The sequence below is a fragment of the Sulfitobacter donghicola DSW-25 = KCTC 12864 = JCM 14565 genome, from assembly GCF_000622405.1.
Taxonomy (GTDB): domain Bacteria; phylum Pseudomonadota; class Alphaproteobacteria; order Rhodobacterales; family Rhodobacteraceae; genus Sulfitobacter; species Sulfitobacter donghicola.
The window spans coordinates 753,356-776,668 of sequence record NZ_JASF01000005.1 but is presented as its reverse complement, the minus strand read 5'-3'; the positions used below and the strand labels follow the sequence as shown (position 1 = coordinate 776,668).

Sequence of the window (23,313 nt, the reverse complement as noted above, 5' to 3'; positions counted from 1 at the left end):
TATGACTGTTTACAGTCATCGTGAAACACTTAGCAGGTCAGTAAACAAAACTGACCATATTTTAGAGGCACTTCGGTGCACTCTTCGGACCGAGCCGTCCTCATATCTCTTCAGAAACAGAACACGAGCTACCGCTCGTATGGGTCGGTAGCTCAGGTGGTTAGAGCGCACGCCTGATAAGCGTGAGGTCGGAGGTTCAAGTCCTCCTCGACCCACCAAGATCCCGCAAGGGAATTGATGGGGCCTTAGCTCAGCTGGGAGAGCGCCTGATTTGCATTCAGGAGGTCAGGAGTTCGATCCTCCTAGGCTCCACCAAGCATCTTACACAGTAAGATGGGAAGTCCTGACAGTGTCTTGCGAAGCAAGATCACGAGAAGGACACCTTAAGACAAAGATCAATTTGACCGTTAAGCACTGCTCGCAGTTCTTAACCGTCCAATTGGACGAATTAACATCGTAAAGAGAGATACAGTTACTTTAAGTAATTAAAGTAACAAACATCACTGTTTGATCGCGCCGAGTGTGGCGATGATCTCAGTATGGTGCTGATGACCTTCGGGTCTGACGCGAGCATTTACCATGAACTGTTTCCTCGGTTCCGTAAGTGTTTGCCATCTGAAATGAACAGTGTTGTCCAAGTCAAGTACACTAACCGAGACAGTCGTAAGGCTGTCTGAAACGTAGCAATCCGCACGGGTTGCTACAGTTATGTATGCTTTTGATCTAGGAACAGTTCGCACAGTTTCTTACCAGCTTCTGTGTGATACGAGAGACTTTTAGTCTTTCTCTTTCTGGATCAAATCAAGCGCGAAAAGGGCGTTTGGTGAATGCCTTGGCAGTAAGAGGCGATGAAAGACGTGATACTCTGCGATAAGTCATGGGGAGCTGAGAATAAGCTTTGATCCATGAATTTCTGAATGGGGCAACCCACCTGATACTTTGTTATTATTGCTCAGCAATGAGCAGCTAATAATGAGGTAAACCAGGTATTTCTTTGTTGAATATATAGACTTAGAAAAGCAAACCCGGGGAACTGAAACATCTAAGTACCCGGAGGAAAGGAAATCAATTGATACTCCCCTAGTAGCGGCGAGCGAACGGGGACCAGCCGAGCCTCAATTGTGGTTAGAATGCGTTGGAATGCGCAACCAAAGTGGGTGATAGTCCCGTATAAGAAGCATGAGAGGACGTATTAAGTAGGGCGGAACACGTGAAATTCTGTCTGAAGATCGGAGGACCACCTTCGAAGGCTAAGTACTCCTTACTGACCGATAGTGAACCAGTACCGTGAGGGAAAGGTGAAAAGCACCCCGACGAGGGGAGTGAAACAGTACCTGAAACCGAACGCCTACAATCAGTTGGAGGGTCCTTGCGACCTGACAGCGTACCTTTTGTATAATGGGTCATCGACTTGGTCTCTCAAGCAAGCTTAAGCCGTTAGGTGTAGGCGCAGCGAAAGCGAGTCTTAATAGGGCGAATGAGTTTGAGGGATCAGACCCGAAACCGAGTGATCTAGGCATGGCCAGGTTGAAGGTAAGGTAACACTTACTGGAGGACCGAACCCACATCTGTTGAAAAAGATCGGGATGAGCTGTGCCTAGGGGTGAAAGGCCAATCAAACTCGGAGATAGCTGGTTCTCTGCGAAATCTATTTAGGTAGAGCGTCGACCGAATACCCTCGGGGGTAGAGCACTGGATGGGTAATGGGGCCCCACAGGCTTACTGATCCTAACCAAACTCCGAATACCGAGGAGTACTAGTCGGCAGACACACGGCGAATGCTAACGTCCGTCGTGAAGAGGGAAACAACCCTGACCTACAGCTAAGGCCCCTAATTCATGGCTAAGTGGGAAAGCAGGTGGGACGACCAAAACAACCAGGAGGTTGGCTTAGAAGCAGCCATCCTTTAAAGATAGCGTAACAGCTCACTGGTCTAAATAAGTTGTCCTGCGGCGAAGATGTAACGGGGCTCAAGCCATGAGCCGAAGCTTAGGATGCATTTATTGCATGGTAGCAGAGCGTAGTGTGACATAGTTCCATGTGTCCTTATCCTCCTTCGGGTGGAATTGGACACAAGGAGCTTTCTGTGAAGCCGGCCTGTGAGGGATCCGGTGGAGAGATCACTAGTGAGAATGATGACATGAGTAGCGACAAAGAGTGTGAGAGACACTCTCGCCGAAAATCCAAGGGTTCCTGCTTAAAGCTAATCTGAGCAGGGTAAGCCGACCCCTAAGGCGAGGCCGAAAGGCGTAGTCGATGGGAACCAGGTTAATATTCCTGGGCCAGATGGAAGTGACGGATCTCGACTGTAGTTCATCCTTATCGGATTGAATGGGCTGCTTAGAGGTTCCTGGAAATAGCTCCATCATGAGATCGTACCCTAAACCGACACAGGTGGATAGGTAGAGAATACCAAGGCGCTTGAGAGAACTATGTTGAAGGAACTCGGCAAAATACCTCCGTAAGTTCGCGAGAAGGAGGCCCGGTTCCTAGGCAACTAGGGGCTGGGGGCACAAACCAGGGGGTGGCGACTGTTTATTAAAAACACAGGGCTCTGCGAAGTCGCAAGACGACGTATAGGGTCTGACGCCTGCCCGGTGCCTGAAGGTTAAAAGGAGAGGTGAGAGCCTTGAATTGAAGCCCAGGTAAACGGCGGCCGTAACTATAACGGTCCTAAGGTAGCGAAATTCCTTGTCGGGTAAGTTCCGACCTGCACGAATGGCGTAACGACTTCCCCGCTGTCTCCAACATAGACTCAGCGAAATTGAATTACCGGTCAAGATGCCGGTTACCCGCGGTTAGACGGAAAGACCCCGTGCACCTTTACTACAGCTTCACACTGGCATTAGGCCGAACATGTGCAGGATAGGTGGTGGGCTTTGAAGCAGAGACGCTAGTCTCTGTGGAGCCTCCCTTGAGATACCACCCTTGTTCTGCTTGATGTCTAACCGCGGTCCGTTATCCGGATCCGGGACCCTGTGTGGCGGGTAGTTTGACTGGGGCGGTCGCCTCCTAAATCGTAACGGAGGCGCGCGAAGGTTGGCTCAGAGCGGTCGGAAATCGCTCGTTGAGTGCAATGGCAGAAGCCAGCCTGACTGCGAGACTGACAAGTCGAGCAGAGTCGAAAGACGGCCATAGTGATCCGGTGGTCCCGAGTGGAAGGGCCATCGCTCAACGGATAAAAGGTACGCCGGGGATAACAGGCTGATACTGCCCAAGAGTCCATATCGACGGCAGTGTTTGGCACCTCGATGTCGGCTCATCTCATCCTGGGGCTGGAGCAGGTCCCAAGGGTACGGCTGTTCGCCGTTTAAAGAGGTACGTGAGCTGGGTTTAGAACGTCGTGAGACAGTTCGGTCCCTATCTTCCGTGGGTGTAGGATACTTGAGAGGAGTTGCCCCTAGTACGAGAGGACCGGGGTGAACGATCCACTGGTGGATCTGTTGTGGCGCCAGCCGCAGTGCAGAGTAGCTATGATCGGACAGGATAACCGCTGAAGGCATCTAAGCGGGAAGCCCCCCTCAAAACAAGGTATCCCTGAGAGCCGAGGTAGACTACCTCGTCGATAGGCCAGAGATGTAAGCGTGGTAACACGTTCAGTTGACTGGTACTAATGGCTCGATAGGCTTGATTTGATCCAGTAACAGAAAGACTTCTGTCACTAGTCAAAAGCATACACACACAATCAGCGTGCTGACTTGGACAATTTAGGAATTTATTTGGTTTGGTGATCATAGCACGAGCAAAACACCCGGTCCCATCCCGAACCCGGCAGTTAAGTGCCGTCGCGCCAATGGTACTGCGTCTTAAGGCGTGGGAGAGTAGGTCATCGCCAAACCTAATAAGTTCCTAAATATCTCTCGACGATAAACAAAACATTCAAAAAACGCCGCTGTGGTAATTCTCAGCGGCGTTTTGACGTTCCATACACAGTATATTCCGAATACCCTGCAAGCGTTGCAGAGAATAACTGGAAGCGATCCACGCGTTGGATGTATTCTGGAAAGGGATGACCAGCGCCAAGGCCTCTTTAAGCGCCTGTAAGCGGTTCTCGAGCTTCTAACGACGCCCATGCTTAGCGTGCAGTCGTTTTTATTCTACAGGCCGTTCTGGGACGCCCATTGTTTGGGTCATTGCCCTACATGGAAGCTTATAGCTAGTTAAGAAGGCTAGCAGCTGAGAGGCGCCAAACCACGACTGGTTTAGGCGCTTTGGAACTTAAGACCTCTATCGACTAAGTTGCCCCCTCTGATTGATTGGACTTGGGAATTAACTCCGCCACGTTCTAAGGCGAATGTGGCTTTGCGTATCTGCAACATCCGGCAATGAGCGCACGCTATCAAGAACTTCATCAAGTCGTGCTAAGGATGAGCATCGCAATTCAACAACCAAGTCAAAAGTCCCACTGATCGTTGAAACCTGTGTGATTTCCTTGATGCGGCGCAGCGACGCCAGAATACGCCGATCATCATCGGCGTTACCGCGAATGAGAGCGAAAGCGCTGATTTGATGTTCCCGCTCACCACGGCCCAGCTCAACCGTAAATTTTTCGATGACACCTTCGCGTTTTAATTTGTCGATCCGGTTCTGCACCGTGCCGCGCGAAACTGACAGTTCGCGTGCCAAATCGGCAGCAGAGGCACGGCCATCCCGAGTCAGCAAAAGCAGCAGCTGTTGATCAATGTCGTCCATTTGTGACCTTTCAAAAGAATGGGCTTACTAATAGTCAAAAATTTGATGATTAGAAAGTAATCTTGTATTTTGTTTAGCACCGTTCTCGTGAATTCTGCTCCCAAAGAGATATTGGGAAAACATCAATGAAGCTCGACGCTGCGGTACAGAACAAATCGCAATGTGATTGCGACTTGCGCTATTTCGCTAGCACCACGGATGCGTTGAGCGCGCAAATGGACCGCCCAATAAACACAATCGACTTCTTCGCGCGCGCTTCGGCAGGCGCAAGACATCACATTTGACATCTGAGGGTATCATGAAAAACATAGCAGTACTTGGTTTGGGCAAAGTCGGTCATCTGGCAGCAGAGCTTTTGCACGCATCAGGTTTCACCGTCACGGGTATCGACCAGAAAGAGCCCGAAGGGGCCTACCCGTTTTCCTTCAAAGCATTGGACCTTTCAAAGCCCGAAGAGGTTGTCAGCGAGTTTGCCCAGCAAGACGCGGTTTTGTCCTGCTTGCCGTTTCAGCTCAATATCGGTCTTGCAAAAGCCGCCGTCGAAGCAGGCGTGCATTATTTTGACCTGACCGAAGACGTACCAACCACCAAGGCCATCATTGAAATGTCCAAGACCGCCAAAGGCTTGATGGCCCCCCAATGCGGGCTTGCGCCGGGGTTCATTGGGATCGTTGGGGCGGATCTGATTAGCCAGTTCGACGACTGCCGATCCTGCAAAATGCGCGTTGGTGCATTGCCGCAGAACCCGACTGGGTTGATGGGCTATGCATTCAACTGGTCGCCTGAAGGTGTTGTTAACGAATACCTCAACGACTGCGAAGTCATCGAAGGCGGAGAGCGCAAGTGGGTGTCCCCGATGGAGTGGGTCGAAGACATCTATATTGACGGCGTAAAGCTCGAAGCTTTCACAACCTCTGGTGGCCTTGGCACCATGTGCGATACCTACCTTGGTAAGGTTGGGAATATTGATTACAAATCAATGCGCTATCCTGGCCACGTCCAGCAGATGAACTTTTTCTTCCATGAATTATTGATGCGGGATCGCCGCGCAGAGGCAGGCGAAATCCTTGTCGCGGCCAAGCCCCCCGTTGAAGACGATGTTGTATACGTGCACGCCGCTGCAGAGGGCCATGTAAATGGCCGCTTGGAACGGCGCGAATTTGTACGCGGATACCGCCCGATTGAGGTTGCTGGCAAACGGCGCACCGCGATTGCGTGGACAACGGCTGGATCGGTTGTGGCCATTATCGAAATGGTGCGTGACGGCAAACTGCCCAAAAACGGCTTCCTGAAACAAGAGGACATCCCGTTGGATGGTTTCCTATCTATGCCAACTGGAGCACTTTATGGTGGCTGAACAGCGCAAAACATATCTTGATGTCAAAGGTCTTCATAAGTCCTTTGGCAAACTTGAGGTGATTAAAGGGGTCAGCTTTTCTGGCGCCGAACACGAGGTTATCTCGCTTCTCGGGGCGTCGGGGTCGGGTAAATCGACGATCCTTCGCTGCATCAACCTGCTTGAGATGCCGACAGCAGGAACAATCGAAATCGACGGCGAGCGTTTGCCGCTAAAAGAAACACGTAATGGCATGGCCGTTACCAGCCACCGCGCGCTTTCCAACATCCGTATGGGGCTGGGCATGGTGTTTCAGCAGTTTAACCTTTGGGCCCATATGACGGTGCTGCAAAACATCATCGAAGGCCCCGTACAGGTTCTGGGGCTTTCAAAGGATGAAGCCGTCGCGCGGGCTGAGGCGCTGTTAGAGCGTGTGGGGATTGCGAACAAGAAAGACGTTTACCCCAGCCAATTGTCAGGTGGCCAGCAACAGCGGGTTGCGATTGCGCGGACCCTCGCCATGGATCCGAAAATTCTACTTTTTGATGAGCCGACCTCGGCGCTTGATCCTGAAATGGTCGGTGAAGTTCTAAGCGTCATGAAAGACCTCGCAGCCGAAGGGCGCACGATGGTCGTTGTCACCCACGAGATGGGCTTTGCGCGGGAAGTCTCGGACAAAGTCATATTTCTGCATCAAGGAAAAATTGCAGAAGCAGGCACACCGGATGAAGTATTCGGCGCGCCCAAAACAGCCGAATGCCAGCAGTTTCTGGCCAAGGTACTTTAACTAAACGAAAAACGAACTGGGAGAAGAAGATGAAAAATACACTTATGGGCGCAAGCCTCGCAATCATGGCAATGGCATCTGCGGCACAGGCCGAAGACGTGGTTCGCATCGCAACCGAGGGGGCCTACCCTCCGTTCAACAACGTGACTGCTGATGGCGAATTGGTCGGGTTCGACGTTGATATCGCAAAGGCGCTTTGTGCTGAAATGGCGCGCAAATGCGAAGTCGTCGCGCAGGATTGGGACGGTATCATCCCTGGTCTTGTGAACAACAAATATGACGCGATTGTTGCGTCTATGTCGATCACCGAAGAACGCCTTAAGGCGATCGACTTTACCGACCCTTACTATTCCAACTACCTGAGCGTTGTGACCAAAGATGGTTCAACTGTATCCCTTGATACGCTTGGGGATGTCGCGATTGGCGCGCAACGTTCAACTGTGGGCGCGCAATGGGCCGAAGATGAATTTGGGTCACGTGCCGATATCCGTCTTTATGATACAAACCCTGCAGCTTTCTCTGACCTTGCAGCAGGCCGTATCGAAGCCGTTGTGATCGACTTTCTTCCAGCCGCGGAATTCGTAAAAACCAACGACGGGTTTGGCTTGGCCGTTGATAAGATCGATATCAACGACAAGATCGGTATTGGCACGCGCCAAGGTGATGACGATTTGACCGCCGCGTTCAACGCAGCGTTGGAAACGATCCGTGCGAACGGCACCTACGAAGCCATCAGCGTCGAATACTTCGGCACTGATATCTACTAAGGACATTAAGCCCAGCAAGAGATTGCTGGGCTTGCTTTTCCCATGGACAGTATAAATTCATTTTTGGGGCCTTTGGCCTTTGGTAGCACCGGATGGGGCGATGATCTGGCGCGAGGCGCTTGGATCACCCTGACCCTTGCACTCTGGTCGATGTCATTGGGGCTTATCTTTGGCCTTGGTCTTGCTGGCATGAAATTGTCGCGCTTTGCACCGCTACGTTGGCTTGCGGCGGGCTACACCTTGTTTATTCGCGGCGTCCCCGAGTTTTTGATCCTTTTGGTGGTCTTCTTCGGGTCTGATGCTTTGATCAACGCAGGTCTTCTTTGGATGGGGTTTGAGGCAGGCGTCGAGGTGCCAAAATTCGCGGCAGCGGTGGCGGGGCTTTCGGCAATCTTTGCTGCCTATGCCTGCGAGATTTTCCGAGGGGCCTACCTTGCTGTTCCGCCGGGGCAGATCGAAGCAGCCGAGGCCATCGGCCTGTCGCGCGGCAAGATCTTCTGGCGCATTCGATGCCCGCAGATGTTGCGCTTTGCGATCCCGGGTCTGGGGAACCTCTGGATGGTGGTTCTAAAAGACACCTCCCTTGCGGCGGTGATTGCCTTGGATGAATTACTGCGCATCTCGAAACTGGGTGGCGAAACGGAAGGTCGGCAGCTGACGTTCTTTGTTGCGGCTGGGTGTATCTATCTTGCGCTGACGCTTGTGTCTGACATCGGACGAGCCTGGATTGAACGGCGTGCGCGCCGCGGAATGGTAAAGGTTTAGACCATGTATCAAGATTTCAAATATGCGATTTCCGATGGAATTTGCGCTGGCCTTAATCCGGTATCCACTGAGCTGTTTGCCAAATTCTGTCCGCGTTTTGTGGATGGTACTTTCGTCACGATCGAACTGCTTTTGCTGTCATCCGCGCTGGGTTTTCTATTGGCTGTAATATGGGTGTTGGCCCGCCTGTCGGGGTGGGCGGTGTTTTCGGTGCCCGCAAATATCTTTGTCTATTGTTTTCGCGGAACGCCTCTGCTGGTGCAGCTTTGGATCGTTTACTTTGGTGTCGGCAGTCTGGGCGAAGAAGGTTTGGGCGCGCTTTGGGTGTTCTTTAAAAACCCGTGGGCCGTTGGCCTTTTGATCCTGACGCTAAATACCAGCGCCTATGTCTGTGAAATTCTGCGCGGTGGCGTGGCGAATGTTGATCGGGGCCAGATGGAGGCCGCAATGTCCATTGGCATGTCTTGGCTCAACGCGATGCGCCGTATCATGCTCCCTCAAGCGCTGCGTATCGCATGGCCTGCATATGGCAATGAATTGGTGCTGTTGATGAAAGGAAGCGCGTTGATTTCAACGATCACCGTGCTGGATTTGATGGGCCAAACGCGGACGGTTTTTGCGCGAAACTTTGACCTGACTTCTTATGCTTATGCGGCGGTCCTGTATCTGATCCTCGCCAGTCTCATCACGCTGTTTGTGGCTGGGGTGCAAAAGCATTTCTCTAAAACACGAGTGGTAAAATGAGCTTTGCAAAAGCTGATCGCATTGCGTCGATCGCCCTGTCTGAAATTGTACAATTGTCAGAAGCGGCTGCCGCAAAACGCGCCGCTGGGGAGGATGTGTTGTCGCTGGGTACGGGCGAGCCTGATTTCCCCACACCGCCCCATGTGATCGCGGCGGCCAACCAAGCTGCGCTAAAGGGGGAAACACGCTATCCGCCAACCGCAGGCACACCCGCGCTTCGGGCTGCGATTGCGGAGGTCGCGGGGACAGCGCCCGCGAATGTCATCGTCTCAACAGGGGCGAAACAAGTGATCGCCAATGCTTTCGCCGCCAGCCTGAACCAAGGTGACGAGGTGATATTGCCAACGCCGTTCTGGACCAGTTACCGTGATGTGATCGGCATGTTCGGCGGCACAGCGACAATCGTGGAAACCAACGCAAAGGCGCGGTTCAAACTGTCGCCTGACGCGCTAGAGGCGGCGATTACACCGCGTACGAAATGGCTGCTGCTGAATTCACCATCAAATCCCAGCGGCATGATTTACACCCCTGAGGAATTGGCCGCCCTTGGCAAGGTGCTAGAACGCCACCCTCATGTCTGGGTGATGGCTGATGAAATTTATGAACACATCAGCTACATACCCTTTACGTCTTTCACAAAGGCCGTTCCGGCGCTGGCTGCGCGCAGTTTGATCGTCAACGGGGTCTCAAAGGCCCATTCGATGACGGGCTGGCGGATCGGGTGGGGTATTGGGCCGCAGGATCTGATAGATGCGATGACCACGGTGCAGGGGCAGATTACCTCTGGGGCGTCATCGGTCAGCCAAGCTGCGGCACTTGCCGCGCTGACAGGACCACAAGACCACCTCGCCACGCGCTGCGCCTTGTTTCAAAAACGCCGCGACAAAGTTTTTAGCGCGATTAATGCGATTGATGGCCTGTCCGCGATCCTACCTGATGGGGCGTTTTATCTTTTCGCTTGCTGTGCTCAGATTCTTGGGCCAAATGACACTGACGCCGATTTCTGCGCGCATGTTTTGGCAGCATCTGGGCTTGTGGTTGTACCGGGACGTGCCTTTGGAATGCCGGGTCACTTCCGCCTGTCCTACGCCTATTCTGATGCTGAGCTTGATGATGCCATGACACGCTTGGCGCAGGCGGCCCAAACCTATGTTTCAAAGGATATTTCACGTGTCTGAATATGTGTCTCCCAGCAAAATCCGTTCGATGTTTTCTCAGGCAATGTCGACAATGTATCGCGACGAAGTTCCCGCCTATTCTGATCTTCTCGAAATTGTTGAGACCACGAACAACAGCGTCCTAAAAACATCGCGAGCGGCGGATTTGCGTGTTGACCAAGACGAAGATCTGGACCGGATTTCAGATGAACGTCACGGCGCGATCCGTGTAGGCACAGCAAGTGAACTCTCTATGATCCGCCGTATATTTGCGGTGATGGGCATGGTGCCGGTCGGGTATTATGACCTTGGCGTTGCGGGCATTCCCGTTCACTCTACGGCCTTTCGCCCCATTGACCGCGATGCGTTGGCGCAAAACCCTTTTCGGGTTTTCACATCCCTGTTGCGCTTAGAGCTGATCGAAGATGAAGCCCTGCGCGCGATTGCGCAATCGACCCTGAGCGCGCGAAATATTTTCACACCACGCGCGATCGCCTTGACCGAATTGGCCGAAGAAAACGGTGGTTTGAACGCATCTGAAACCGCCGAATTTGTGCAAGAGGTGCTAGAAACCTTCCGCTGGGCGGAGGATGCGATTGTCACGGAAGAAACCTATAAAAAGCTGCACGATGCGCATCGTTTGATTGCGGATGTCGTTGGTTTTCAAGGGCCGCACATTAATCATCTTACACCTCGGACGCTTGATATCGACGCGGCCCAGCAAGAGATGATTGAACGCAAACTCCCTGCCAAAGCCATCGTTGAGGGGCCGCCCAAACGGGATTGCCCAATCTTATTGCGCCAGACCAGCTTTAAGGCGCTGGATGAAAAGGTTAAATTTGTCGGCGCAGCCGAGCAAGGCACGCACACAGCGCGCTTTGGCGAAATCGAAGAACGCGGTGTCGCGCTAACCCCAAAAGGCCGCGCGCTTTATGATCGTTTGCTGTCCTCAGCCCGCGCAAAAGTGCAGCCCAATCCAGATGGTAGCAATGCGGCCGCCTATCTTGAGGCTCTTTCCGCAGCCTTCGCCGAATTTCCGGATGACTGGCGCATGCTCCATGATCAAGAGTTGGCCTATTTCCGTTACTCGGTTGTTGGTGAGATCACGAGTGGTGATTTGAACGGCTTGCTTGATGCTGGTGTGGTTCAGATTTCCCCCATCATTTACGAAGATTTCCTGCCCGTTAGCGCCGCTGGCATCTTCCAGTCGAACCTTGGTGATGACGCAGCACATGTCAGCCTATCCCTCTCTAGCCGCGATCAGTTTGTAGCGGCCCTTGGGGCTGAACCAGCGGATGAATTTGCAGTTTATGAAGCAATTCAAAACGCGTCTTTGGCGAAAATCCCCTTGCGCAAGGTGTCCTGAAGGGTGGCTTTGGTGACGGCTCTTAAATCTGCGCTTCCAGAAGTCGACATGTTGACCGAGGTGGCCGATATGGCGCGGTTTGTCTCTGGTGTTCGGGGTGAAACGGGTAAAGCTGCCGCTGTGCTGCGCCCAGAAAGCAGCAAGGAGATGGTACAGGCGGTCTGTGCGCTGAACGCGCTGGGCATCCGCTATCATACGCAGGGGGGTAACACGGGGCTTGTTGGTGCATCCATTCCTGACGCCACTGGTGAACAGGTTGTGATCAGCACCGAGCGGTTGAAAGACGTGTTTGAGGTGGATCTTGAAAACCGTTCTTTGCGTGTATCGGCGGGCTTTCATCTGTCCGAAGTGAATGAACGGCTGGAGCCGCACGGATTATTTTTCCCTATCGATCTCGGCTCTGATCCGCAGATCGGGGGCATGATCGCAACCAACACTGGTGGTGGTCGTTTCCTGCGCTACGGCGATATGCGCCAACAGGTTCTCGGCTTGGCGCTCATCACATCCGCCGGTGAGGCGGTGAAACTTCGCGGGCCAGTGCGTAAGGCGAACACTGGTACCGACTGGATGCAACTGGCCATCGGCAGCGCGAGCGATTTTGGCATCATAACCGAAGCTGTTCTAAACATCGAACCCATCCCGCGTCAGCAAGCGACCGCCTTGATCGTCCCCAAGGACGAGGCCGCGATACTGCCGCTGTTGCAGGCTCTTGAGCGGCTTGCAGGCCCCATGTTGTCTGCCTTTGAGTTCATGAGCCACGCCGCGATGGAGGCGGCGTTTGCCCACATCCCAACGCTGCGCAATCCATTTGCAAATGGGGTTTTGCCCCAGATTGCACTATTGGTCGAACTTAGCCGCCCTAATGAGCCCGCCGCATGGGAAACCGATTTGGATGAGGTGCTTCAGCAGATCCTGATGGCGATCTGGGAAGGCGAAGATGTTGCGATCGAAGACGCGTTGTTTGGCCGCGCTGATACAATGTGGGCCATGCGCCATGGGCTGTCAGAAGGGGTGCGTTGCACGGGCAAGCTGTATGCCTTTGATTTGGGATTCCGCAGGCAGGATGTGCTGGCGTTTCGTGCCGCCATGCAGGTCGACCTAACCCAGCAATTCCCCGATGTCCAAATCTGTGATTTCGGACATGTGGGGGATGGCGGCTTGCACTTTAATCTCGTGGTTGATCCTGCAAGGCATTCCGCAACGTTTGAGGAAGAGCTTAGAGATTGGGTTGTTGAAAACGCGGTTGATAGGTTCGGAGCGTCTTTCAGCGCCGAGCATGGCATTGGACCAAAGAACCAAAAGTACTTTGATAAATACGGCCAGACGCAGCCTTTCCCCATCAACTGACACAATCTGCGGGGGGATGGGCGCAACAGCTCATCCTTGCCCCCGCAGTGGCCAGCATCGGTTCTACTCCTAGGTAGGTAGCTTACTTGTGGCTTAGTGCTTTGCTCAAGGATGACAACAGATCTGCGCGCGTTACAGGCTTCATCAAACGGATGTCCTCGGGCCTAAGCCCGTTGCCATGAACGGTGGCTTCGCTGGCATAGCCAGACATAAACACCGCAGGCAGTTCCGGAGCGATTTTGCGAAGCTCTTTGGACAGGTTCGTGCCCTGTAATGTCCCTGGCATGACGATGTCTGTTAATAGCAGATCAAATGTAGGGTCCGCCTGAAAAATTTCAAAGGCGATATCACCGGATTGGGCGCGGGTGACATCATAGCCAGCGGTCTCAAGGGTAGTTGCGATCACAGTCAGGACATCTGGCTCATCCTCGGCCACAAGAATGCGCTGCCCCGTTGAGGTGGCAGGTTTGCGCTGGGCAATCTCTTGCGGGGCGGGTGGCTCATCGGCCCCGACAGCACGGAAGAACAGCTTGAATGTCGAACCGACACCAGCCTCGGTATAGACCTGAACCGTACCGCCGGATTGGCTCATGAAACCGTGGACCATCGACAGACCCAATCCAGAACCCGCGCCAGGTGGTTTGGTGGAATAGAAGGGTTCAAACAGATGCTTGGACACTTCTTCGGAAATGCCGCTTCCTGTATCGCTCACGGCTAGCATTACGTATCGGCCGGGTTTTAGTTCTTGTTTACGGCTGTCGATATAGGGCTGATCAATGCGGACATTCGCCGTTTCGATGGTCAGCTTGCCACCGTTTGGCATCGCGTCGCGGGCATTCAAAATGAGGTTAAGCAAAGCACTTTCGGTCGAGCTGGGGTCAGCTTCGATGCTCCATAGGCCCTCAAGTAGGCTCGTCTCTATCGAAATGGTCGAGGGTATGGTGCGGCCACTCCAGCTTCGGGTATCACTGACCAGTTTGTTAAGTTGGATTGTTTCAGGTTCTAAGCGCGCCTTTTTCGCAAAGGCCAGCATGTTTTTGGTTAAATCAGCACCTCTGAGGCTGGCCCGAATGCCTGCATCAATCAGCTCCAAGAGATGATCCTCGTCTATCTCGTCGCGGAGAAGCTCTAGGTTGCCGATGATAATGGCGAGCAGGTTGTTGAAATCATGCGCAACACCGCCAGTTAACTGGCCCACGCTTTCATGCTTTTGCGCCTGATGGGCGACCTCGCGTTGCCGATTAAGCTGTTTCTGAAATTCAACTTCCTTGGTGACGTCTAGAACAAAGCCGTCTGTCTGCACATGACCTTCGGTGGTAATGGCCGCACCTGTATTCGTTTCCAGCCATTTCTCTTCGCCTGTTCGGGTTGTGATCTTGAAACGATGTTGAAACGGTTTGAGGGTTTTTGCGGATTTTTTGAGCTTGGCCTCCATGTTATCCAGATCATCTGAATCATGTGCAGCACTTAACAGAGAAAAGTCGCTCATTATTTCTTTGACGCTATAGCCCCAAATACCCTCAACCTGAGAGCTAAGGTAGGTCGGGGTTGGGTTATCTGGGTCGCTCATATTTAGCGAAATCGTTGCGCCAGGTAGGTTGGTTAGAATGCGTTCCAGTCGGGCTTCGACAGCATGGCGGCGCTTTTCGTTAATTTTGCGATTTGTAATGTTGCGAACGACAACGATAATTTCGGTTGTTCCCGTGATGGCGCTAATACGCGCTTCGAAATGTTTGGTGCCTTCGGGGAAATCAAGATCGTAGTCAAATTCAACGATTTCACCTGTCCGGCGGTGCGCCAGGAGGTTTTCGTTGAACTTTTCCAACGTATCGGGAGGCAAAATATCCACCAGATTTTGACCAATCAGATCTGGTGTCGGAACAAGAAGATCGGAGGGGCTATGAGTGTTGCAGTCCAACAGGTTCCCGTCGTAATCCACTCGGAAATAGGTATCGGGTAGGGCCTCGATCAGGGCGCTCATGCGTTCTGTTTGAACGGCGCGTTCATCTTGGGCTTGTGTTCTGTCTTGCATCACTTTCAAAAAGCTTTGGGTCACGTCGTGGACATTTTGCGATGCGTTTTGGTTGATCAGATCACGTGACGTGATCGAGCTGCCGCTGAAACGCTCGATCTGCTCAAAGGTTTCGATCATGCTTTGTGCTGGGCGGAAAACCATTCTGTTCAGTTGGCGCATCGTTATGAGCCAAATCAACGCCCAGCCGCCACCGAATGCCAACATCTGGCCAAGGATCGCCTTGTTGGCGGCAGAAATACCCGCGTCGACAGGTACGCCAAGCGTCATAAAAACCTTGTTGTTCTCGTCATTGAAGAGATGTGAGCGGTGAAAGATGCGCGTTACATCGTCTTCTCCTAGGATAATTTGACCAGATTGCGCAGAACTGGATTCCTGTTCGAAACCATCGCCATTCAATGTTGTTCCTGTGGTTCTGAGGTTTGGAGGGTAAGAGGCGATAACCGAATTGCCGCTGTCTAGGACAAAGGCAATGCTCCCTTCTGGCAGGTCTAATTGATCTAACTTTGTGGCCCACCAATCCAAAGACACAACAGCAACAGTAGCGCCAAGCGGGGTCTGCGGGTCTGATGGATCAAGAATTGGATAGGCAAAGTTAATACTGGTCGATTGCGCAACCCGATCAACCTGAAAAGTGCCGATGCTAAATATCTTTTGATCCATCGCCTTACGGATGTAAGGGCGATCCGATACATTTACCGGCTTCGACATCGGCAAGGCATTGCACAAGAGGTCGCCATTTGCATTGGGCACGCCAATGTTGACGTATTGGGGGGTGAGGGGCAGGATTTTGGCCAGAAACTCTCCGCATTGATCAGCGTTGGGATCACGAAGGGCGGGGACCTTTGATAGTTCCTTTAGAAAGTTTTGGGTGTCGGTAATGATCGCGGATTGAGAATCTATCGTCCGTGAAACAGCGTTTTGTGAGACGAGTTCGTAATCTTGCAGGATGTGCTGGCGTTCCTGTAACCCAAGGATGAAAATAATCGCTACGGTTGCAAGAGCGGTAAGCGTCAGGATTAGCTGTAATTTAAAGCGGTTTGCCTTGGTGAGCGCTGCAAAGCTTTGCGAGAATGTGGTTGCCGAGTGATCTGATGAGAAATTCGGCATCCCCAAAACTCCGTTACTGAACTAAATAATGTCACCTGAGGTTGAACTTCATCAGAGATATTAACGATAGTCAAACGTTTGACGTGAGCCGATGCCTGAAAATACCGCACAGTTTGGCGCAGCCTAGTTGGATGCCATTGCGAGTTCTCGCTCGATTTTCGCGGTCTCTTTAGCCTGTTGAATGACAAGCTCCATGGTCGCGCGGGCACGGTCCGTCAGAACGGCTCCCTTTGGGTAGGCCACAAAGACTTCAAAAAACGAAGGGCTATGGGGGGCCACCCTGACCAATAGACCTTGGCGTTCTTCGTTTTGACAATAAGCAACGGGCATCTTGGCGTGTCCTTCGCCAGCAACGGCGAGTTGGCGCAGGATCGCGTAATTTTCACACATCAGGGTTGGGTTCGCGGCTTTGGCATTTTGCGAATTATAAGCGAGAATACGGGGCGAAGTTTGTTTGGCGCAATCAGGCGCTGCGTAAACCTGAAATTCATGCTCGCCGATCTTGCGCACGATTTGTGTGCTGTCGCGTAGTTTTCCAGCACGAATTGCAAAATCCACACGGTGGGCGCGCATGTCCTGAATTTCCGCGCTCAGCAACAGCTCAATACGAATATCGGGAAAATCGCTGCGCAGAGTTTTTATGATCGGGACAACGCAAATGTCAGCCATGGCCGCAGTTGTTGCAATACGTACAACGCCGCGCATCTTGTATTTTGATTCAGCGACGTCGCGTGTTGCGAGGTCCAATTCGTTTAATAGCGGTGAAATACGATCCAGATAGGCGATGCCATCATTGGTTAAAACCACGGCTCTGGTGGTGCGAAGCAACAGCTTTACACCCAGCGCGTCTTCCAAGGCTGTTATGTGACGTGACAGCGTGGAAACCTGCATTCCCAAAACCTTTGCAGCTTTAGAAAAACTTCTTTCACGGGCCACGACAGCGAACTGGTTCAAGGTGTCAATTTTGATTTTCTTTATTGTGGCCATAGGATTACTATCGCCTGAACCATACCCGAAAAGCAACAAGCCTTGCGTGGCGCGTTACCGCGACTGCAAAAGAAACAGCGCGAGGCCGTCAACGGAATGGTTCCGTTCAGGTATCGAAAATTGAAAATCGCGGCATTCCTCTTCCTTGGGTTATCTCATACGGTTGCACAGACCTATTCATTGAAAGGATGCTGGCGTGCGGATTGGAGTAATTGGGTGTGGCAACATGGGCGGCGGCATGGCCGCGCAACTGCTGGCAGCAGGAAAAGACGTAACTTGTTTTGACCCACATGCTGAAACACTAGAGAAAATAGTGGCGCGAGGTGCAAAAGCTGCTGAAACGCCTTCCCAGCTTGCCCAATCCGTCGATGTTATCATCCTGTCGCTGCCAAAGGCGGCGGTAGTCGATGCGGTTATGCGGGACATGCTTTCGGATATTCGGCCAGATACAGTGATTTTGGATACGTCCACCTCCGAACCCACAACCTCACAGGCAATGACTGCCTTGGGGGCAGAGCACGGGTTCGCCTTTGTTGACGGTCCAGTCAGCGGCGGGCCAGCGGCGGCGAATGCGGGCACGATGACGATGCTGCTGGGGGGCGCCCCCGATGCCATCGAAATTCTGCGCCCCGTTTTAGACGTCATCACCGCCAAAACAGTAACCGTAGGCGGTTCGGGCGCTGGGCATGCGGCAAAGATCGCCAATAACATGCTTTGCGCGGCTAATCTGGTTTTGGTGGGTGAGGCGTTGCGCCTTGGGAAGGCTGCTGGTGTCGCCCCGCAAGATTTGCTCGAAGGGATCAATGCAGGATCAGGGCGCAGCGGCGTTAGCGAGGTCAACTTTCCCAAATGGATTTTGAACGACGCCTTTGATTCCGGTTTTACCATGGGGCTCATGCGCAAAGACGTGGGATTGGCGCTGGCGCTGGCAAAAGAAACCAAGGTGGACATCAGCGGGTTCCAAGGGTTGGCCGATATCTGGCTCAACCATTCTGATGCATTGGCCGACAATGCGGATTTCAACGAGATTGTTAAGGTAGCAAAACATGACTGATCGCAGGCAAAAACTCCTCACCGCTATGGCTGCTGTTGGTTTGGGCGAACGCCCCCAAAGCATCATCGGTGGGGCCCTTGTAGACGGGGCAGGCGATGAGGTGACATTGATCGACCCCTACACCGAAGAGGTGTTGCTCAGCTATCCTGACGCAGGGGCCGAACTGGCCGCAGCCGCCTGTGCCGCGGCATCGGCGGCGCAACCCGAATGGGCCAAAGGCATTGCAGCGGCCGCCCGTGGCCAAGTGATGCAAGACATCTCGCGCGCGGTTCTGGCAAAGGCTGAACACCTCGCAACGATCGAAGCGATTGTCGCAGGCAAGCCGATCCGCGATTGCCGGATCGAGGTCGCCAAAGTGGCCGAAATGTTTGCCTATTACGCGGGTTGGGCGGACAAACTGCATGGCGAAGTAATCCCCGTGCCCTCTGGCCATTTGAACTATACGCTGCGCGAACCTTTGGGGGTCGTTTTCCAGATCACCCCATGGAACGCGCCAATCTTCACTGGGAGCTGGCAAATCGCACCTGCCATCGCCACAGGCAACGGCGTAGTGATCAAGCCAAGCGAGCTAACCCCAATCACAACAGTCGCTTTGGTGAAAATAGCCGAAGAGGCAGGCCTGCCGCGTGGCTTGGTTAACGTCTTGTGCGGGCTTGGCCCAACGGCTGGACAGGCTGCGATCGAAAACGCGGCCGTGCGCAAAGTCGTCTTTGTCGGCTCGCCAGAAACGGGTCGCCGCGTTGCAATGGCCGCCGCTGCCGCCTTGAAACCCGCAGTGTTAGAGCTAGGCGGAAAATCCGCAAACATCGTCTTTGAGGATGCCAATCTGGAACACGCCTGCCTTGGCGCTCAGGCGGCAATTTTCTCGGGCGCAGGGCAAAGCTGTGTCGCGGGATCGCGGCTGTTGGTTCACCACTCCGTCCACGAAGAACTGGTTGATATGATCTCGACTGGGATGAATAGCATCACGCTGGGTGACCCGTTGGATGACGCGACCGAGATCGGCCCGATCAGCAATGCGCGCCAGTACCAGCATGTAAGGGGTATGATTGATCAAGCGCAGTCAGCAGGCGCGTCTGTTTTGTCGCGCAATTCGGTAGACGCACGCGGGTATTTCGTGGCGCCAACTGTTTTGCGGGGGCTAACCAATGCCGCCAACGCAGCCCAGCAAGAGATATTTGGCCCCGTTGTCACCGCGATCCCTTTTGAGGACGAAGAGCAGGCGATCGCTTTGGCCAATGATACCGATTTCGGTCTGGCCGGCGCTGTCTGGACGGCGGATGTAGGGCGCGCCCACCGTATGGCGGATGCCGTTCGGGCAGGTACATTCTGGATCAACAGTTACAAGGCCATCCATGTTTCATCGCCCTTTGGCGGTTCGCTGAATTCGGGTTTTGGCCGCTCCAGCGGCACGGACGCGTTGATGGAATACACCTCGGCCAAAAGCGTGTGGCTTGACAGTGCGCCCAAGCCGCGCATCGCTTTTGGATATGTATCGTAAGGGTAATTGATGAAGCTTGTTGATGATGTCACCGCGCTGCTGCGCAACTCTCCGCGAACTGCGGCGGTGCTGGATCTAGGGCCGTTCGACGGATTTGCACAGTTGGCAGGGGCGCTGTTCACGCGCCTTTGCCAGTCGCCTGCCGTTGGCGGTGCAGTGCAACAGGCCTACGGCGACGATGCAGTGCTGGTAAAGCTGACCGCCTATGACATCGCCGAAACCGCCCGCCGCAACTTTGAGCCAGGCGGCGCGGCGGCGACGCTGCTGTTTTCACGCGGGGTGCATGCGATCATGGGGCACCGCGTGGCGCACAAACTGTGGAGGGACGGTGAAACAAACCACGCGCTGGCGTTAAAGGCCGCGTTTGGGCGCGCGTTTTCGACCGATATCCACCCCGCTGCGCAAATTGGCGCTGGGCTGTGGCTGGATCATGGGCTGGGGTTTGTTGTGGGCGAAACCGCTGTCATCGGAAAAGATGTCTCGATCTGGCATAATGTGACCTTGGGCAGTTCCCTCAACGATAGCGGCCCCCACAGGCACCCGCATCTGGGCGATGGTGTGGTGATCGGCGCAGGGGCAACCCTGCTGGGTGGTATCACGGTTGGTGCAGGTGCCAACATCGCCGCAGGTGCAATTGTGGTTGCAGATGTCCCCGCGCAGACCTTGGCCGTGGGCGCAAAGGCCACACTGAAAGGGCCAGCGAAAGTCAGTTTTGAAAGAGACAAGGATTAATCCCATGAACGCATCCTTTGGGTTAGATCACCCGCTCCTCGCCACAAATGATATCGAGGCGCTGCGCGATCGGTTGATCGCCTTGGGTTTTAACATGACCGCCATTGGCAAACACCCATGGGGCACCAGCACCAGCCTAGCGATGTTCAACGGTTGCCTGCTGGAGATCATGGGCATCTATGATGATAGTCTGCTGGATGAGGTCCCCGCAGGGGAGTTCCGCTTTGGCCGTCACGTTTATGAACATCTGCAAAAACGCGAAGGCATCGCCTTATCCGCGCTACACAGCACCAATGCGCTACAGGATGCGCATCAGGCCGAAAGCGCGGGGTTTACCCTTGCTGGGCATCTTGAGTTCGGGCGCGATGTGACGCTGCCCGATGGCACCTCTGGCCGCACAAAGACAACACTGGCCCTATTGCCCAACGAACAGTTCCCGCGCCTTTCTCTCTTTCTCTGCCAACAGCACCGCCCCGACCTGATCTATGTGCCCGAATGGTTAGAGCACCCCAATGGCGTGAATGGTATCTGTGGTGTGAATATCGTGGCAGGCGTGGCGGATCACGCTGCGCTGAAACAGCTATTCTCGGGTTTGTATGACGGCTTTACCCCTTTTGACGGCGGGTTCGAGTTTCAAACGGCCAATGGCGTCTTGCGCGTGTATGATCGGCCCTCGTTTGAGCGTGACATCGCGCCTTTGCCAAAGGCTATGCAGCACGAGGAACACCCCTTTGTCGCGGGTATGGACCTTCGTATGACGAATGCGCAGCTGATGGCGGGATTTTTGCACACTGCGGCGATTCCCTACCGCGAGTATGAGCAGGGTTTTGTGCTGGAGGATGCAACATTGACCGCGAATACTGTTTTGCGGTTTTGCAATTAGTTTGTGCAATCCGGTGCGCCCTCTGGCGCAAACAGCCCCGCGCGGAAAAGGGGGGTGGCTTGTTGGGGCCAAAATTTAGATAAAATTTATCAATGGCTTGTGGGGGGGAGGGGCGACGATCCTCTGCTTCCGCCAAAGGGTTTTTAACCATGGCTTGCCCCAAATGCAGGCGAGGTCGCTGTTACAAAAGTTTTTCAAAACCGACACAAAGGCGCAACTTCGCCTGCCTAAACGACCCTTAGACACGGGGGTTGTAAGATGTTGCGTTTTGACGAAATCACAAAAAGCTTTGGGGCCAATACGGCCGTAGAAGCAGCGAGCTTTACCGTTGATGAACCCATGATGATCGGGATCATCGGGCGCTCTGGTGCGGGTAAATCCACGCTTTTGCGGATGTTGAATCGGCTGACGGATGTTACCTCGGGCGAGATCACCTTTGAGGGTCAAAACATCACAAACCTGCGCGGCGCGGCCAAACGCAACTGGCAGTCGCAATGCGCGATGATTTTTCAACAGTTCAATCTGGTGCCGCGTATGGATGTGGTATCGAATGTGCTGCATGGCACGTTGAATCGCCGCTCGACGCTGGCGACAATGTTCAACCTTTATCCCGATGATGACATCCACCGCGCTATCGATATTCTCGAACGTCTCGGCATTGCCGAACATGCGCCAAAGCGCGCCGAAGCCCTATCAGGGGGGCAGCAACAGCGCGTCGCCATTGCACGTGCTTTGATGCAGGACCCCAAAATCATCCTTGCGGATGAACCGATTGCCTCGCTTGATCCGATGAACGCGCAGGTTGTCATGCAATCCTTGCGCGACATCCACGAACAGGACGGGCGCATGGTGATTGCAAACCTGCACACCCTAGATACCGCGCGCCGCTATTGCGACCGCGTTATCGGCATGCGCGATGGCAAAATCGTCTTTGACGGCACGCCCGCACAACTGACCACTGGCGTTGCCCGCGACATCTACGGCGCGGACGCCAGCTTTTCCGAGGCGACGACCTCTACGGAAATCGAAACGAATGCAGCGGCCCAAAAGCTACTGGCCTATGCAGCGGCGCAATAGCGTCATCCCTTTCCCCGCGCCCTTTGCGGGGCGCTTCTTAACCAAAGAGAGAAGACAGATGAAAAAGATCATCGCACTTGCATTGATGAGCACAGCAATCTCTGGCGCGGCCATTGCTGACACAAACGCGGTAACAGAATTCCGCATCGGCATCTTGGGCGGCGAAAACGCTCAGGACCGCATGAACAGCAACGAATGCCTGCGCGCCTATACCGAAGAGCTGCTGGGCGTTGAAACAAAACTGTTCGCCCCCGCAGACTATAACGGCGTTATTCAGGGCCTGCTGGGCGGTACGTTGGATATGGCATGGCTTGGCGCGTCCTCCTACGCGGCTGTGCACATTCAGGACCCCGACGCGGTTGAGCCTGTCTTGGTCAAGATCAACCTTGATGGTTCATATGGCTACCACTCCATCGGTTTCGCCCGCGTCGACAGCAACATCAAATCGCTGGAAGACATGAAGGGTAAGACCTTTGGCTTTGGTGATCCAAACTCTACCTCTGGCTATCTGATCCCTTCGATCGAAATCCCCCAGCAGACCAGCGCATCAATGGAAAGCGGCGACTACTTTGGCGAAGTGAAATTCACTGGCGGCCACGAGCAGACCATCGTTGCGGTGAACAATGGCGACATCAACGGCGGTGTGACTTGGGCTGATGGTCAGGGCAACTGGGAAGACGGCTTTAACTCGGGCGCGCTGCGCAAAGCGGTTGATGCGGGTCTGGTCGACATGAACGATCTGGTCGAAATCTGGCGCTCCAAGCCGATCCCGGAAGGTCCGGTTGTTCTGCGCTCGACCCTGCCACAGGACGTTAAGGACAAGATGACCGCATTGGTTGATGGCCTGCACGAAGCAGATCCAGAGTGCGCCTATGGTGTTGCAGCGGGCGAAAGCCTTGGCTTCAACCCGATCACACATGACGCCTATGTGTCCATCGTTGAGGCCCGCAAAGCCAAATCCAACTAAGACATCGGT

17 protein-coding genes, 2 tRNA genes and 2 rRNA genes are annotated in these 23,313 nt (G+C 53.8%); 18 read left to right on the top strand and 3 right to left on the bottom strand.

What is annotated here, in order from left to right:
* Window positions 1-141 precede the first annotated feature (141 nt).
* The 4 genes from Z948_RS0104830 to rrf all read left to right on the top strand — a co-directional run bounded on the left by Z948_RS0104830 (window position 142) and on the right by rrf (window position 3,838).
* A tRNA-Ile gene (locus tag Z948_RS0104830) sits at window positions 142-218 on the top strand.
* A gap of 21 nt (window positions 219-239) precedes the next feature.
* Window positions 240-315 (top strand) — tRNA-Ala (locus Z948_RS0104825).
* Between the two features lie 484 nt (window positions 316-799).
* A 23S ribosomal RNA gene (locus Z948_RS0104820) occupies window positions 800-3,635 on the top strand.
* Window positions 3,636-3,723: 88 nt separating this feature from the next.
* Window positions 3,724-3,838 (top strand): 5S ribosomal RNA (rrf, locus tag Z948_RS0104815).
* A 431-nt stretch (window positions 3,839-4,269) separates the two neighbouring features.
* Here the strand turns inward: rrf and Z948_RS0104810 are convergent.
* On the bottom strand, window positions 4,270-4,692 hold the full coding sequence (locus Z948_RS0104810; RefSeq protein ID WP_025058441.1) for an Lrp/AsnC family transcriptional regulator: 423 nt from the start codon (window positions 4,690-4,692) through the stop codon (window positions 4,270-4,272).
* Window positions 4,693-4,990: 298 nt separating this feature from the next.
* Here Z948_RS0104810 and Z948_RS0104800 point away from each other — a divergent pair, with 298 nt between their 5' ends.
* From Z948_RS0104800 to Z948_RS0104765, 8 genes are read left to right on the top strand one after another with little or no spacing between them, the layout of a single operon-like run.
* Entirely contained in the window at window positions 4,991-6,049 is a 1,059-nt protein-coding gene (locus tag Z948_RS0104800) for a saccharopine dehydrogenase family protein (protein WP_025058440.1), read from the top strand.
* The gene (locus Z948_RS0104795) at window positions 6,039-6,815 is read left to right on the top strand and encodes an ABC transporter ATP-binding protein (RefSeq protein ID WP_037952614.1); all 777 of its coding nucleotides are present in this window, start codon (window positions 6,039-6,041) and stop codon (window positions 6,813-6,815) included. Before Z948_RS0104800 ends, Z948_RS0104795 begins: the two co-directional genes overlap by 11 nt.
* Window positions 6,816-6,844: 29 nt before the next feature.
* Complete coding sequence (locus Z948_RS0104790) at window positions 6,845-7,582, top strand: transporter substrate-binding domain-containing protein (RefSeq protein WP_025058438.1); 738 nt, start codon at window positions 6,845-6,847, stop codon at window positions 7,580-7,582.
* 42 nt (window positions 7,583-7,624) lie between these two features.
* Entirely contained in the window at window positions 7,625-8,347 is a 723-nt protein-coding gene (locus Z948_RS0104785; RefSeq protein ID WP_245604553.1) for an ABC transporter permease, read from the top strand.
* A gap of 3 nt (window positions 8,348-8,350) precedes the next feature.
* Window positions 8,351-9,091, top strand: a complete 741-nt coding sequence (locus tag Z948_RS0104780) for an ABC transporter permease (protein WP_025058436.1) — start codon at window positions 8,351-8,353, stop codon at window positions 9,089-9,091.
* Window positions 9,088-10,269, top strand: a complete 1,182-nt coding sequence (locus Z948_RS0104775; RefSeq protein ID WP_025058435.1) for a pyridoxal phosphate-dependent aminotransferase — start codon at window positions 9,088-9,090, stop codon at window positions 10,267-10,269. Before Z948_RS0104780 ends, Z948_RS0104775 begins: the two co-directional genes overlap by 4 nt.
* A complete protein-coding gene (gene hglS / locus Z948_RS0104770; RefSeq protein ID WP_025058434.1) occupies window positions 10,262-11,614 on the top strand; it encodes a 2-oxoadipate dioxygenase/decarboxylase HglS in 1,353 nt (450 codons plus the stop codon). The genes Z948_RS0104775 and hglS overlap by 8 nt, the downstream gene beginning before the upstream one ends.
* Before the next feature lie 12 nt (window positions 11,615-11,626).
* Window positions 11,627-12,961, top strand: a complete 1,335-nt coding sequence (locus Z948_RS0104765; protein ID WP_025058433.1) for an FAD-binding oxidoreductase — start codon at window positions 11,627-11,629, stop codon at window positions 12,959-12,961.
* 82 nt (window positions 12,962-13,043) lie between these two features.
* Here Z948_RS0104765 and Z948_RS18385 read toward each other — a convergent pair whose 3' ends face one another.
* Window positions 13,044-16,103 carry an ATP-binding protein gene (locus Z948_RS18385; protein WP_025058432.1) on the bottom strand — a complete coding sequence of 1,020 codons (3,060 nt, stop codon included), beginning with the start codon at window positions 16,101-16,103 and terminating at the stop codon, window positions 13,044-13,046.
* Window positions 16,104-16,226: 123 nt separating this feature from the next.
* A complete protein-coding gene (locus Z948_RS0104755; protein ID WP_025058431.1) occupies window positions 16,227-17,090 on the bottom strand; it encodes a LysR family transcriptional regulator in 864 nt (287 codons plus the stop codon).
* Window positions 17,091-17,286: 196 nt separating this feature from the next.
* On the opposite strand from Z948_RS0104755, the gene Z948_RS0104750 reads away from it, so the two are divergent.
* The 6 genes from Z948_RS0104750 (at window position 17,287) to phnD (ending at window position 23,304) form a co-directional block, all read left to right on the top strand.
* Complete coding sequence (locus Z948_RS0104750) at window positions 17,287-18,144, top strand: NAD(P)-dependent oxidoreductase (protein ID WP_025058430.1); 858 nt, start codon at window positions 17,287-17,289, stop codon at window positions 18,142-18,144.
* Window positions 18,137-19,645 (top strand): aldehyde dehydrogenase family protein, encoded by a 1,509-nt coding sequence (locus Z948_RS0104745; RefSeq protein ID WP_025058429.1) that lies wholly within the window; start codon window positions 18,137-18,139, stop codon window positions 19,643-19,645. Before Z948_RS0104750 ends, Z948_RS0104745 begins: the two co-directional genes overlap by 8 nt.
* A 9-nt stretch (window positions 19,646-19,654) precedes the next feature.
* Window positions 19,655-20,377, top strand: coding sequence for a serine O-acetyltransferase (locus Z948_RS0104740; RefSeq protein ID WP_025058428.1), 723 nt, complete (start codon window positions 19,655-19,657; stop codon window positions 20,375-20,377).
* A 4-nt stretch (window positions 20,378-20,381) separates the two neighbouring features.
* Window positions 20,382-21,260, top strand: coding sequence for a VOC family protein (locus tag Z948_RS0104735; RefSeq protein WP_025058427.1), 879 nt, complete (start codon window positions 20,382-20,384; stop codon window positions 21,258-21,260).
* 258 nt (window positions 21,261-21,518) lie between these two features.
* A complete protein-coding gene (gene phnC / locus Z948_RS0104730; protein ID WP_025058426.1) occupies window positions 21,519-22,337 on the top strand; it encodes a phosphonate ABC transporter ATP-binding protein in 819 nt (272 codons plus the stop codon).
* A gap of 58 nt (window positions 22,338-22,395) precedes the next feature.
* Entirely contained in the window at window positions 22,396-23,304 is a 909-nt protein-coding gene (phnD, locus tag Z948_RS0104725) for a phosphonate ABC transporter substrate-binding protein (RefSeq protein ID WP_025058425.1), read from the top strand.
* The last annotated feature ends 9 nt before the right edge of the window (window positions 23,305-23,313 follow it).

Coding starts and splice junctions, on each gene's coding strand:
- Z948_RS0104810 (WP_025058441.1), bottom strand. CDS start 4,692: ATGGACGACATTGATCAACAGCTGCTGCTTTTGCTGACTCGGGATGGC.
- Z948_RS0104800 (WP_025058440.1), top strand. CDS start 4,991: ATGAAAAACATAGCAGTACTTGGTTTGGGCAAAGTCGGTCATCTGGCA.
- Z948_RS0104795 (WP_037952614.1), top strand. CDS start 6,039: ATGGTGGCTGAACAGCGCAAAACATATCTTGATGTCAAAGGTCTTCAT.
- Z948_RS0104790 (WP_025058438.1), top strand. CDS start 6,845: ATGAAAAATACACTTATGGGCGCAAGCCTCGCAATCATGGCAATGGCA.
- Z948_RS0104785 (WP_245604553.1), top strand. CDS start 7,625: ATGGACAGTATAAATTCATTTTTGGGGCCTTTGGCCTTTGGTAGCACC.
- Z948_RS0104780 (WP_025058436.1), top strand. CDS start 8,351: ATGTATCAAGATTTCAAATATGCGATTTCCGATGGAATTTGCGCTGGC.
- Z948_RS0104775 (WP_025058435.1), top strand. CDS start 9,088: ATGAGCTTTGCAAAAGCTGATCGCATTGCGTCGATCGCCCTGTCTGAA.
- Z948_RS18385 (WP_025058432.1), bottom strand. CDS start 16,103: ATGCCGAATTTCTCATCAGATCACTCGGCAACCACATTCTCGCAAAGC.
- Z948_RS0104755 (WP_025058431.1), bottom strand. CDS start 17,090: ATGGCCACAATAAAGAAAATCAAAATTGACACCTTGAACCAGTTCGCT.
- Z948_RS0104745 (WP_025058429.1), top strand. CDS start 18,137: ATGACTGATCGCAGGCAAAAACTCCTCACCGCTATGGCTGCTGTTGGT.
- Z948_RS0104740 (WP_025058428.1), top strand. CDS start 19,655: ATGAAGCTTGTTGATGATGTCACCGCGCTGCTGCGCAACTCTCCGCGA.
- Z948_RS0104735 (WP_025058427.1), top strand. CDS start 20,382: ATGAACGCATCCTTTGGGTTAGATCACCCGCTCCTCGCCACAAATGAT.
- phnC (WP_025058426.1), top strand. CDS start 21,519: ATGTTGCGTTTTGACGAAATCACAAAAAGCTTTGGGGCCAATACGGCC.
- phnD (WP_025058425.1), top strand. CDS start 22,396: ATGAAAAAGATCATCGCACTTGCATTGATGAGCACAGCAATCTCTGGC.